This is a genomic window from Dactylosporangium sp. NPDC051087 (assembly GCF_055586325.1).
Genome location: NZ_JBVJIJ010000051.1, coordinates 17731 through 29735 on the forward strand (window position 1 = coordinate 17731; position 12005 = coordinate 29735).

Sequence of the window (12005 nt, forward strand, 5' to 3'; positions counted from 1 at the left end):
AGGGTTCGGGTGTTTCTATTTTTCCGTTTTCCTGTTTTGTTTTGGCTCCAGCCCCCTCCTTCCCACCCGACGGGGGTCCGTCTCCCCCACGGGGACGTGGATGCCGGTGCGGGCACGTCGTGTCCGCACCGGCGGTCTCGGGGTTAGCGGTGGCGGCGGCCGCCGTACTCGTGGGCGACGAGGACGTACTTGCCGTTGCGGCCGCCGTGGTAGCAGTCGTAGTCGTCCCAGGCGCCGCGGGTCTCGCCGATCCAGCCGGCGAAGTTGCAGCTCTTCTTGTTCTGGAACGACCGCACGGTCCAGGACTGGACCCAGCCGCCGCTGCGGTGCCCGTCCCACCCTTCGTGTCAGCTGCCGTCGTTGACGCGGCCGCTACGGCCATCATTGCCGCGCCAGTCCCCGCCCCGGCCGTTGCCGTTGCCGCCGGGGTTGTCGTTGCCGCCTGGGCGGGGCTGGGCGACGGTGCTCTTGCCGTCCTGGACGGTGGCGGCCGAGGCTGCGGTGGCACTCATGCCGATGACGGCGCCGGCGGCCAGGGCCAGTCCGGCCATGGCAATGATTCGCTGGGTAGTGCGCATCACAACCCCCTCGTGTTGTGACGACGAGCCTACGTTATGTAATACTCCGGTCGAATCCGGGCGAAACTACTCAGACGTTCCGTTTGTGTCTGAAGGCGCCTGGCGATGTGCGTGGCACGACCGGGCAAGGGCGGACCGTCTGAACGGACAGTCGGTCCCAGGCTGCGCAGCTGCTCAGCGCGCGGCGGCGGCTCTGGGCGGTTAGGGTGCGTCCGTTGAGCATCCCTGCTTCGGCGAGGAGGAACGGGCATGACCGTGTCCCTGGGCGGTATCGCCGCGCTGGTGGCGTCGGGCGGGTTCGTGGTGCTCGTGCTGGTTCTTGCCGTGCCGATCCTGCGCCTGCGGCACGCGGTCGACGCCGCCACGGCCGCGGTGCGTGACACCGTCGACCGGACCACACCGATGCTGGAACGTGCCAACGCCTCGATCGACAACGTCAACACCGCCCTGACGCAGGTGCACACCACCCTGGACGGGGTGAACATGCAACTCGCCCGGATCGACACGATCACCGAGAACGTCTCGCACGTCAGCGCGAACGTCGCGAACCTGTCCACTGTGGTCAGCGCCGCCGCCGCGAACCCGCTCGCGAAGGTCGCCGCGCTCGGGTACGGCATCCGTAAAGCCGTCAGCAACCGGCGCCACGCCGCCGACGAAGCCGAAACCCGCGAACAGGTCAAGCAGCGGCGCCGACACAGCTGACCAGCGCAGCCGGAGGTCTCTCTCGCCCGGCCGCGCAGGACCGGCATGCATCCTTCGCCTGGTACCGCACCTGATCAGGGCACGCGAAAGAACGTCCTCGAGACACACCGGTGTAGTCCTCGTCGCGAAGCGACAGCAAGGTGGGGCGACTGCCGGTGCTATCGCCGGCTGCCGTGCCACGGACGGTGTTTGCCTACCGGTCGGGGCGGGAAACCCTGCGGGCGAGTTGAGGACGGTGAGTGCTGTGGCGGCAGGATCTGGGGCGGCAGGATCTGGACAACAGCAATACGAGGGCAGCGCGTCGACCGGAGACCTGGTGAGTCAGGCGGCCGCGCAGATCTCTACGCTGGTCCGGGCCGAGCTGGCCCTGGCGAAGGCTGAGCTGGCGGAGAAAGGCAAACGCGCCGGCGTCGGCGGCGGCCTGTTCGGCGGTGCCGCGGTCCTGTCCGTCTATGGGCTAGGCCTGGCCTTGGTCCTGGCCGTGGTCGTCCTGGACCTGGTGTGGCCGTTGTGGCTGGCTGTACTGGTCGTCATGGTGATCGTGTTCGCCGCAGCCGGGATCGTGGCCCTGATCGGACGGCGGCAGCTGCAGGCAGTCGGGCCGCTGGTGCCGCAGAAGACGGTGACGAGTCTCAACCAGGACGTGGACGCGGTCAAGACCGCGGTCCGGGAAGGACGAACCTCATGAGCAGTGCTGACACGCCTACCAACCCGGCCGCGTTGCGAGCGCAGATCGCCGATACGAGGTCTGACCTCGGTGACACGGTCGAGGCGCTCGCCGCGAAGACGGATGTGAAGGCCCGCGCGCAGGAAGCTGTCGGGCAGGCGACCGACGCGGCAAAGGAGAAGCTGAGCACGGTCCGGGACCAGGCAGCGGATCTGGCCGCCACGGTATCGGACAAAGCGGGCAGCGCGGCAGCGACGGTCCGGGAAAAGGTCCGCGACGGGGACCTATCCGCGCAGGTCCGCCGACCGGTGCCCCTCGCCGCGCTGGTGGTGGGTGCGGCGGCGGTCGGGCTGGCGATCTATCTGCTGCGTCAGCGGCGGTCATGAGCGGCTGGGCCGCAAAGGTTGCCTACAAGCCGGTGGGGCTACTCTTCGGCGCGGGTGCCGGGATGGCTGCCGGGCTGATCTTCAAGCAGGTGTGGAAGCTGGTCGGGCATGACGACGACGCGCCGAACGCGACCGACGAGGACCGCGGCTGGGGTGAGGTCCTCCTCGCCGCTGCGCTGCAGGGTGCGATCTTCGCGGTGGTCAAGGCTGCCGTCGACCGGGGCGGCGCGGTCGGGGTGCGGAAGGCCACCGGCCGCTGGCCCGGCTGACCCGCGACCTCGCCGAAGCCTGCCGCACCTTTTGATGCGCGTCATCTGGCAGCTTCCTGCCGGACAGTAGATGTCCGGATCGTCGCCGCCGGCCGATTCCTCAGGAGATTGTTTTGCGACTGCTGAGGCTGGCGGCGGGTCTTGCCACCGGATACGTCCTCGGCACCCGTGCCGGCCGTCCCAAGTATGACCAGATCGTTGCCAACGCCCGGCTCGTGCGGGCCAACCCCACAGCTGGGCAGGCGCTCACAGCCCTCACCAACCTGTTCGGGTCCGCCGACGCCTCGCCGGCACCGGCAGTAACTGGGGCGGCCACGGCCGCCCAAGACACCGCAGAGAACGCCACGGCGTCGACCGCCGACAAGCCGGCGCGGCGGCGCCACGCCCTGACCAAGGCCTCCGACCCGGACGCCTGACGCACCGCCCCACATGGGTCCGGCTGCCGCCGTTCATCGCGGCGGCCGGACCCATTCCTTGGTGTTTTCCTAGCTGGAACCCTGAGCGCGGCACACCACGCGGGATCGTGATGCAGATAAGTCCTCTCGTTCGCGAATGGTTGCCGGCCTGTCCGGGAACCCCTCAACCAAGGCTGCCGTCGCCACGAAGGAGGGAGCGCCGGTGGATGCCAGACCCGATTCGGACGATGTCGACCTGCCTCGGCCGCTGGTACCAGAGCCGCGTAAGCCGCCGTATCAACGCGATCAGGGCCGGTCGGTGCGGTGGCAGCCGCCGGACGGCAGGGACCTCACTGCCACCGTCGCGGCGCGGGACTGGGCCCGCCACACGCTGCCGGAACTGCTCGAGCATCCAGTGAGCGACGACCTCGCCCATGACGTCGAGCTCCTGCTCGGCGAGCTGTGCACCAACGCTGTACGTCACGGCGACGGCCTGCACGAAGTCCACCTACACTGCCTGCCGCCCACCGTGCGGGTCACCGTCCGCGACCGGAACACCGCAGCACCCATCCCGTACGAGCACACCACCGCCGACCCGACCGCACTGATCGATCACGGCCGCGGCCTGCTGCTGGTTCAGGCGATCTCCTCCCGCTGGGGCTTCGATCATCGCGCCGACAGCGGCAAGGACGTCTGGTGCGAACTGCCCATCCAGCGGCCTGCCATCACCTGAGATTGATCGGCCGGTCCGGCGGTTCCAGCGGGCGGCGCGATTGTGGGTGGCGAAGCCGGGGCATGGATGAACCAGCGCTCGCAGGCAGGGAGGTCGACATGGTGGACAAGAACAGGCAGCAAGATCCGGCAGGCCACGACGCAGCTGAAGGTCACGGCCAGCGGCGCGAAGAGGGCCGGACCCAGGCAGACGAGCCGGACCAGTTACCGAAACAGCCCACCGCGCAGCAGGGCCCGGACGAGCTCAGCGCGCTACCAAAACAGTCCTACGCGCAGATCTTGAAGCGGACGGTGAAGGAGTTCACCGACGACAACATCACCGTCTGGGCCGCTGCCCTCACCTACTACGGCGTCCTGTCGATCTTCCCCGGCCTGCTGCTCATGGTCACCGTACTTCGCCTGTTCGGCAAAGACACCGTGCAGAAGGTCATCGACAACGTCGGTGGTGTCGTGCCCGGCTCGACCAGCACCCTGCTCGGTGACGCTGCCCGGAACCTGCAGGAGGGTCAGCAGAGCACCGCCGGCATCCTCGCGATCGTGTCCCTTGCGACTGCGTTGTGGTCGGCGTCCGGGTACATCGGCGCGTTCATGCAAGCCTCCAACGCGATTTACGACGTCCCCGAGGGCCGCCCGATCTGGAAGACCCTGCCGATCCGGCTCGGTGTCACCCTCGCCACCGGCGTCCTGCTCACCATCGCAGCGGTCCTCGTCGTGTTCACCGGGCCCGTTGCGGAACAGGCCGGCAAGGCCATCGGCATCGGCGGCGCCGCAGTGACGGCATGGAGTATCGCGAAGTGGCCCGTTCTCGTGATCATTGTCAGCCTGCTCTTCGCGCTGCTGTACTGGGCCTCACCGAACGCCAAGCACGGCGGGTTCCGCTGGGTCAGCCCGGGTAGCGTCCTCGCGGTCCTGTTGTGGCTGGTCGCGTCGGTCGGGTTCGGGTTCTACGTCGGGAACTTCGGCTCCTACAACAAGACCTACGGCAGCCTTGCCACCGTCATCGTCTTCCTCATCTGGCTGTGGATCAGCAACATCGCCATCCTGCTCGGCGCGGAGTTCGACGCCGAGCTGCAGCGCAGCCGCGCCATCCAGGCCGGCCACCCCGAGACCGAGGAGCCGTATGTGGAACTGCGCGACACCCGCAAACTCGACATCGAATCCAAAGAGGACACGGACGCGGACCCTAACCCCCGCAACGACCAGTAGGGCAAGCTTCGGTCCGGCCGCGGGTCTTCGCTCGAGGTGCAAGACACCAGCAGCTCGCGGAGTTAGATGGTGTCCCGTTTCGCTGTGCGGTACTGCGGGCATCCTCATACCGGCAGGCGCACGACCGGTCACAGCCGGACGAAGCGCCGGACAACAACGACCTGGGAGGCAGCATGAGTTTCGGTGACAAGGTCGAACACAAGGCCGAGGAAATCGCGGGCGAGGCCAAGGAACGCTACGGCGACGCCACGGACAACGAACAGTTGCAGGCCGAAGGCCAGGCAGACCAGGCCGCCGCTAACGTCAAGCAGGCCGGTGACAAAGTCAAGGACGCCGCCCACGACGTCAAGGACGCCCTCAGCTGAACCCCCTCGGCAGCTGCGAGGGGGCAACACCCCACCATGTCAGCTGTGGATCACCTGCAACACGACGCGTGGGGGGGGGGGCCCAGGGTGCGACCCCCCCCCCCCCCCCCCCCCCCCCCCCCCCCCCCCCCCCCCCCCCCCCCAAAAAACCACCAACCCACCCCCCCCCCCACCCCCCCCCCCCCCCCCCCCCCCCCCCCCCCCCACCCTCCCCCCCCCCCCCCCCCCCCCCCCCCCCCCCCCCCCCCCCCCCCCCCCCCCTCCCTCCTCCCCCCCCCCCCCCCCCCCCCCCCCCCCCCCCCCCCCCCCCCCCCCCCCCCCCCCCCCCCCCCCCCCCCCCCCCCCCCCCCCCCCCACGCCTGCGCCAACGCGCCACTGCACCGCATGCCGCTCGGCAGCGCCGGTCCATGTTGATCACTACAACGTCCAGATGCATGGCAACGGTGGACAACGGCGAGAGGTGCGTTGAGGACAGCACGCAAGGGGCCGTTTTGTATTACTGGATGCCGCTGCGTTCGCGGTGTGGCGCGTAGCTGGATGCGGTCGGCCGCGTATAGGTGAGCCGCACCATCGCTGCTTATCACTACGAGCAGCGGAGTAGAGGCACGGCAGCCCAGACCGCCCAGTTCAGGTCGCGTCGGCATCCGCGCTCGCACCGTTGCACCGAGCGTCCACGGCAGGGTCTCGAAGGTCCGGGCCGGGACGACGGTTGCACGGCGGCCACGTTCCTTCACGATGAGGTCTTCACCTCGCAGGACGTCCAGCGCGTCGCAGGGATGGTGTCGCGTCCGCATCGGTACTCGACGGCCAGATCCTGCTCGCTCGGCAGCCGAGTCCCGGCGGCGTAGACGCCGTCGAGGACGTGCACGCGAAGGGCGTCGGCAACCGCCAGGTACAGGACGCCACCTGCCTTCAAGGAGTCAAAGTTCACCTTTTTGTACTAGGGCCACATGGCCTTATGGTGAAGGAGGTGGAGGTCGAGACGCGGCCCACCGATGTGCCGTAGCGCTCAGTTGTGCGATCAACTCGGTCTTGCCGCCGGTGTTACCTCCCGGTCATCGCGGTGCCGCTCGGCGAGGTCCATCTTGAGGGCCCAGGTACTCAGTAGTGGCGTTACGGTGATGACGCAGGAAGTCCCGGGACACAAGCAAGTGCTTGGAAGCTGCCGGCGGCGCCACCGCCGACAGCACCACGGTGCAGATCTGAGACTCCGCCGTCCAGCAATGACAACTGCGCTGGGACGGCGCGGTCATCAACGGCGGCTCCGGCAAATGCCTCGACGTGTTCGGGCACGGCGCCGCCAACAACACGCAGTTCGTCATCTGGCCCTGTAACGGCGCCGCCAACCAGAATTCGCCCGCAGCCAACCCGACCTCGCCCCACCACCGCCCGTCTGAACGCCGCCACGTTCGGGGACGGGCCAGCGGGCACGCGGTCGACCATTTTCCGACGGCGGACGCGACGGTGGGGTGTCGTCGCGGATTCGGCGTCGAGCGTCGCGGTGTTGGTGCTGTTCGGCGTGCTCGCTGGGATGGCGGTCGGGCATCTGTGGCGGTGTCGGAGCAGTATCAGTGACGTGGAGCCCATGCTGGTGAAGCTGCGGATCTCCCAGGCCGAGTCAGGCGGTTGCGTCAGACGTGGGCGAGACGGGCAGCGTCGACAGCGTCGGTGAGGCATTGCTCCGCCTCGCGACTCAGGGAACTGCGCAGCAGTTGGCCGCCGAGCTGCAGCGGCGCCAGCTCCGCGAGCACCTTGTCGGTGGTGATCTGGTCGACGAGCAGGAACAGGACTGCGGCGCCCGGCCGCAGGGTTGAGGCGAGGTCTTCAATGAACGAGTCGTCGACACCGATGTCGACGGACTGTCCAGCGAGCCCAACGGTGCCGGCGCCGATGGCCATGCCGAGGAACGGGGCGAAGAACAGCAGCCCGATGAGGCCACCCCACATGGCGCCGCTGGCCGTGCCCGCGCTGGTCGCGGGCGCCGCCTGCTGCACCTCGATCTTGCCGCCCGCGTTGACCTCGACGACAGCGGCGTCACGCAGTTCAATCAGGCCCTGCCGGCACAGCTCCATGATCTTCTGACGGGCGGCATTTGCGATGGCGACGTCGCTGTACTCGATGGCGATCATCTCGCTCATACGTGCTCTTTTCGATGGGTCGATCAGCGGAAGAACCCTCTTAATGCCTCGTTTTAATGCTTCGTTTGCAACCCGGTCGGACGCGGACTCGCTGGGCATGCAGCTCCTGGTCGACGCCTTCGCGCCGCGCCACGTACAACGCTCGCCGGGTCGGTGCCGCAGTGCCTCGCCCGCCTGGAGTGACGGTCACAGCGGCACATGGACCCGCCGGCAGTTCGCCGGTGATGTTGGGCCGGGCCGCCCCTCACCCGGACCGGGGGAGCACGCCCGGACGCACCGCGCGCAGTGTGGGAGACGAGGCCGGTCGTACCTTGGGTGGGCCATGACGGTTCCCGATCGTCACGGTGGCCGGCCTCGTGCGGCCGGCCGTCCAACGGTATCGGCGCGTCATTTGCCCGCCCGCGAGTAGATCACGTTTGGTGTTCGGCCCAACGTGCTCGGGGCGCAGGTCGTGCCGCGCTGGACGGCGGATGGTGCAGCGCCAGGCGCGGTCCGGCCCTGGCGCTTCACCATCCGCCGCCCGTGCGCGGCCCTGCCCGCATCGCCAGCGAGGTGCTGCGGGCAGCCGCCGCGGCGGGCGTCGATCTGGTACCGACCGGTCACACGCACCGGCCGGCCGCCGCCTCGACCTGGCACCCGGGTCTGGCAGCCGATCGCGGGTTGGTCGAGGTGGTGGCCGACACGGCGACGAGCGTGCGGTTGCGGGGCGCCCATGGTGGACCGTGATCCACATCGACAGCGGCCAGATCCACGTCGAACAAGGCATCGAGGTCGCTGGCTCGTGGCATACCGCCTGCACCGCCATCTATGCCCGTTGAGCAAAGCCGTCCGCTCCCGGAGTTGCCGGGCGCAGGGTCGAACGTCGGGCACTGCGGGTCGAGCGTGATGAGCGTGTCAGTAATGACCGCCGCCGCGGCGAGCCGGGCCAAGAACTACTTGTGTCCGGCCGGGATGAAGTACCAGTGGGTCCAGGCCGTGCTGAATGCGCGCCAGCACGGCGGAGAACGCCGACAACGTCGACTGGCAGGCATCCCAACTCTACCGCTCGCGGAGGTCGGCGGCGGAGAACTCCAGTTCTTCTCGGGCCGGTCGATCCGCTTGACCACCCGGAAGCCGTTGTCGAACAGGTGGTGTTCAGCGGCCGAGGCCGGCGCGGTCTACGTTGCGGTGGAACCGCATGCCGGCGAGTCCACCGAGGATGGCTCCGATGAGGCTGACGACGGCGACGGCGACCAGGGCGACGACGCCTGCGGTCGTCACGGTGCCTTCATTGACCGGCACCCTGGGCAGGCTGTTGAGTTTGGCGAGCACGTCGTACTGGCTGCCGGCCACCAGGCCGAGAACGGCCACAACGACGGCGATGACCACCGCCCAGAGCCAGACGGCGAGGCCTTGCCTGACGCCGTTGAACCGGGCCATCCGAGCGGCGACGTAACCACCGCAGTAGTAGGCGATGAACGTGATGACCAGCAGCGCGATCACACCGACGATGCCGATCGTCTCGGCTCCCTGGGTGGCCCGGGCGGCCTGGGCTGCGGCGCCGAGGTCGGTGCCGGTCGCGAGACTGATGACAGTTCCGGCCGCGCTGAGCAGCGCCGTCAGCAGGACCGCCATGCCGATGGCGGTGAGCCATCCGAAGAACGCCGCGCCGACCTTGACACCTCCATACCGCTCCTTCTCCAAGGCGACGACAGCCGCGCGATCGACACCATGGCGATCGTCCAGGTCCGCCGCCCGGGCATCGGTGTCGGTTTCGCCGCTCGCCCTGGACCTGGTGTCCCGGGACCCGGCTGTAGGCCGATCGTCGAAGGGTTCGTGGTCGACGACGGTCTCCCGGTCCACGCCCCGGCGATCGTCCAGGTCCGACGCCCGATCGTCGATCTCGCCCCGATTGCCGGGTCGCCGAGTGCTACGGCCACCTGGCCGCCGGCGAGCGTCGCGATCGCTCGTGGTCGAGCGCAAGTCACGCGACCCCCTCGGGTTCCGGTCGTCGGTGGAGTCGGGGTCGAAGTTGTTGCTCATGATCCCCTCCCAGGGGCTCAGTACGCAGATGACGGCACGCCGGTCTGTCCACACACCAGCTGTGACACCGGTTCAGGTATGACACGGTTGCCAGCGACCGATTACATGACTGGCAGGAAAATGACGACCCACGCAGGTGCGTCGACGGCGCGGCGGTCCGAACTCGCGGTGGCATGCTTGAACCTCACCCGCTACCCGGCCCGAGACCCGGCAAACAGCATGCCTGGCGCCGCTGCGCGACACCCCGGCAACGTCGCGGACACAGCATCAGAGGAGCGTCAGTCGCCACATCCCTCCGGATCCAGGACGAACGTCACCGGGATCGTCGCCCTGTCGCGTCGTGGCGCTTGGTAGAAACACCCTTTTTCCTGGTAGTAGGCTCGTTTTGAGCTGACAGATGCCATCGATCGTCGTGACGTCACCGCCTCCAGCAGGTGCATTCCCTGCTGTCCATCGGCGATGGCGTGCTGAACGGAGACCGGGTGAAGGCGCACGCTGGGGGTTGCTGGTATCAGTTACGACGGCCTGCGCTCGTCAGCGTTGGGCTAAACCGCCGGGTAATGGTGTTGTGCCTGGCGTGCACGATGGCGTTGAGTGCAACGCTGGTGACCATGCTGGCGGTCGTGGCAAGGCTGGACCGGGAGGTCCAGTCGGCGCGCAGCTCACAGGCGGCGCTGATCATCGCCGGGCAGTTGCAGACCTCCGTGCTGTCGATGGAGAACGCCGAACGCGGCTTCGTCATCACACACGAACCACGGTTCATGCTGTCGTGGCAGCAGGCCCGGGCGGCGATCCCGTCACAGTCCGCACAGCTCGAAGGGCACGTCTCCGACGATCCACGGCAGCAGGAACGCGTCCGGCAGCTCAACGACCAGATTGCGACGTACGTGGCCGAGGAACCGGGATCGACGATGGCGGGCACCGGTGGTCTCAGCGCGTCCCCCGACGCTGGTCAGTTGCTCGATGAACAACAGCGACTCGATGCCATCCATGCGCAGTTCGCACGATTCACCGCAGATGAGCTGAGCGACGCGAACCAGCAAGCCGCCCACGCCGATACCGACACCATGTGGGCACGACTGGTGGCGGGCGCCGGACTGGCCGGATCCGTGCTGGTCGTGCTGCTGTTCGCGGCATTTGTGAACCGTGAGATTGTCCGGCCGCTCGGTGCGGCAGCCGGGATGGCCGATCAGCTGGCTGACGGCGACCTGTCTACCCGGATGCCCGAGGACGGACCGCACGAGATCGGCATCCTGCAGCGTTCGTTCAACGCCATGGCGACGTCGCTGGAATCGCATCGTGACGATCTCAACCGGCTCGTCGCCGAGCAGCGTGCGCTGCGGCGGATCGCGACGCTGGTGGCCCGCGCCGCGCCGGCCGACGCGGTGTTCGGTGCGGTCACCGAGGAGATCGGCAAGGCCCTCCACGCTGACGTGACCATGCTGCTGCGGTACGAGCCTGACGGCGACGCGACCGTCGTCGGGGCCTGGAGCGAACACGACGTTCCCATCGTGGTCGGCGCCCGCACCGTTTTGCCGGCGGACGGCGCCGCCGTACACGTCTACGCCCGGCAGCAGCCTTGGTGGACCCGCGTCGGCGAGGGCACCACTGTGCCTGACCCGTTCCTATCCCGGTATGGGATCCGTGTTTCCGTGGGCGCACCCGTCGTGGTGCAGAACAGCCTGTGGGGGGTGCTGATTGTCATGGCGGCGAGCGAGGAACAAATCTGCGAGGACGACGTTAGCCGCACGGCCGAGTTCACCGATCTCGTCGGTGTGGCCGTCGCGAACCTGCAGGCGCGCGCCGATCTGACCGCCGCCAGCGTCCGTATAGTCGAAGCCAGCGACCAGGCACGCCGCCGAGTCGAACGCGATCTGCACGACGGCACCCAGCAGCGGCTCCTAGCCCTGCTCCTGGACCTGCGCCGGATCCGGTCGCAAACTCCCGCCGAACCGCGGGAGCTGGCAGGCGACCTTGCCGCGGTCACCGAAGACCTGGCAGGCGCTATCAACGATCTGCGAGAGCTCTCCCACGGCATTCATCCGGTCATCCTGACCGAACGCGGCCTCCCGCCGGCCGTCGAGGCCCTGACCCGTCGTTCACCGGTTCCGGCCGAACTGCATATCCAGCTACCACACCGGCTTCCACCGAACATCGAAACTAGTGCCTACTACATCATCGCCGAGGCCCTCACCAACACAGTCAAACACGCCCACGCCGCACACCTCCGCGTCGACGCCACCGCCGACGAAGACGTCCTCCGGCTGCGCATCAAGGACGACGGCATCGGCGGCGCCGACCTGGACGCCGGCTCCGGCATCCGCGGGCTCACCGACCGAGCGACCGCCCTCGGGGGCAGCAGCCGAATCGCCAGCCAACCAGGCCGAGGCACCACTCTGTGGTTCACCATCCCCCTCGACCCGAACCATGCCGACAATCAGCCAGCACCACCGGCACCGAGCTAAGTCGGCTGCCATACCGCCCGCGGCAGCTGTCTCGTCCACCCCCATGCCCGCCGAAGCAGCCGACCAGAGCTCTTCGATCC

14 protein-coding genes are annotated in these 12005 nt (G+C 68.4%); 9 read left to right on the forward strand and 5 right to left on the reverse strand.

What is annotated here, in order from left to right; all coding sequences use genetic code 11:
- Positions 1 to 143: 143 nt before the first annotated feature.
- Both ACZ6TV_RS51705 and ACZ6TV_RS51710 read right to left on the reverse strand, forming a co-directional pair.
- Positions 144 to 296 carry a hypothetical protein gene (locus tag ACZ6TV_RS51705; RefSeq protein WP_465308486.1) on the reverse strand — a complete coding sequence of 51 codons (153 nt, stop codon included), beginning with the start codon at positions 294 to 296 and terminating at the stop codon, positions 144 to 146.
- Between the two features lie 51 nt (positions 297 to 347).
- The gene (locus ACZ6TV_RS51710) at positions 348 to 551 is read right to left on the reverse strand and encodes a hypothetical protein (RefSeq protein ID WP_465308488.1); all 204 of its coding nucleotides are present in this window, start codon (positions 549 to 551) and stop codon (positions 348 to 350) included.
- Between the two features lie 282 nt (positions 552 to 833).
- On the opposite strand from ACZ6TV_RS51710, the gene ACZ6TV_RS51715 reads away from it, so the two are divergent.
- The 8 genes from ACZ6TV_RS51715 (at position 834) to ACZ6TV_RS51750 (ending at position 5300) form a co-directional block, all read left to right on the forward strand.
- Positions 834 to 1280 carry a DUF948 domain-containing protein gene (locus ACZ6TV_RS51715; protein WP_465308566.1) on the forward strand — a complete coding sequence of 149 codons (447 nt, stop codon included), beginning with the start codon at positions 834 to 836 and terminating at the stop codon, positions 1278 to 1280.
- Positions 1281 to 1596: 316 nt separating this feature from the next.
- Positions 1597 to 1968, forward strand: a complete 372-nt coding sequence (locus ACZ6TV_RS51720; protein WP_465308490.1) for a phage holin family protein — start codon at positions 1597 to 1599, stop codon at positions 1966 to 1968.
- Entirely contained in the window at positions 1965 to 2333 is a 369-nt protein-coding gene (locus ACZ6TV_RS51725; protein WP_465308492.1) for a DUF3618 domain-containing protein, read from the forward strand. Before ACZ6TV_RS51720 ends, ACZ6TV_RS51725 begins: the two co-directional genes overlap by 4 nt.
- Positions 2330 to 2602: a DUF4235 domain-containing protein gene (locus tag ACZ6TV_RS51730; protein WP_465308494.1), complete on the forward strand. Its 273-nt coding sequence runs from the start codon at positions 2330 to 2332 to the stop codon at positions 2600 to 2602. Before ACZ6TV_RS51725 ends, ACZ6TV_RS51730 begins: the two co-directional genes overlap by 4 nt.
- Positions 2603 to 2715: 113 nt before the next feature.
- A complete protein-coding gene (locus ACZ6TV_RS51735; RefSeq protein ID WP_465308496.1) occupies positions 2716 to 3018 on the forward strand; it encodes a hypothetical protein in 303 nt (100 codons plus the stop codon).
- Between the two features lie 202 nt (positions 3019 to 3220).
- Positions 3221 to 3730, forward strand: a complete 510-nt coding sequence (locus tag ACZ6TV_RS51740; RefSeq protein ID WP_465308498.1) for an ATP-binding protein — start codon at positions 3221 to 3223, stop codon at positions 3728 to 3730.
- Positions 3694 to 4935, forward strand: coding sequence for a YihY/virulence factor BrkB family protein (locus tag ACZ6TV_RS51745; RefSeq protein WP_465308500.1), 1242 nt, complete (start codon positions 3694 to 3696; stop codon positions 4933 to 4935). Before ACZ6TV_RS51740 ends, ACZ6TV_RS51745 begins: the two co-directional genes overlap by 37 nt.
- Before the next feature lie 173 nt (positions 4936 to 5108).
- Complete coding sequence (locus ACZ6TV_RS51750; protein ID WP_465308502.1) at positions 5109 to 5300, forward strand: CsbD family protein; 192 nt, start codon at positions 5109 to 5111, stop codon at positions 5298 to 5300.
- A gap of 730 nt (positions 5301 to 6030) precedes the next feature.
- On the opposite strand, the gene ACZ6TV_RS51755 is transcribed toward ACZ6TV_RS51750, so the two are convergent.
- The 3 genes from ACZ6TV_RS51755 to ACZ6TV_RS51765 all read right to left on the reverse strand — a co-directional run bounded on the left by ACZ6TV_RS51755 (position 6031) and on the right by ACZ6TV_RS51765 (position 9280).
- On the reverse strand, positions 6031 to 6231 hold the full coding sequence (locus ACZ6TV_RS51755) for a GntR family transcriptional regulator (protein ID WP_465308504.1): 201 nt from the start codon (positions 6229 to 6231) through the stop codon (positions 6031 to 6033).
- Between the two features lie 700 nt (positions 6232 to 6931).
- A complete protein-coding gene (locus ACZ6TV_RS51760) occupies positions 6932 to 7438 on the reverse strand; it encodes a DUF1269 domain-containing protein (RefSeq protein WP_465308506.1) in 507 nt (168 codons plus the stop codon).
- A gap of 1134 nt (positions 7439 to 8572) precedes the next feature.
- Positions 8573 to 9280, reverse strand: coding sequence for a hypothetical protein (locus tag ACZ6TV_RS51765; RefSeq protein WP_465308508.1), 708 nt, complete (start codon positions 9278 to 9280; stop codon positions 8573 to 8575).
- Positions 9281 to 10071: 791 nt separating this feature from the next.
- Between ACZ6TV_RS51765 and ACZ6TV_RS51770 the strand changes: the two genes are divergently transcribed.
- The gene (locus ACZ6TV_RS51770) at positions 10072 to 11925 is read left to right on the forward strand and encodes a CHASE3 domain-containing protein (protein ID WP_465308510.1); all 1854 of its coding nucleotides are present in this window, start codon (positions 10072 to 10074) and stop codon (positions 11923 to 11925) included.
- The last annotated feature ends 80 nt before the right edge of the window (positions 11926 to 12005 follow it).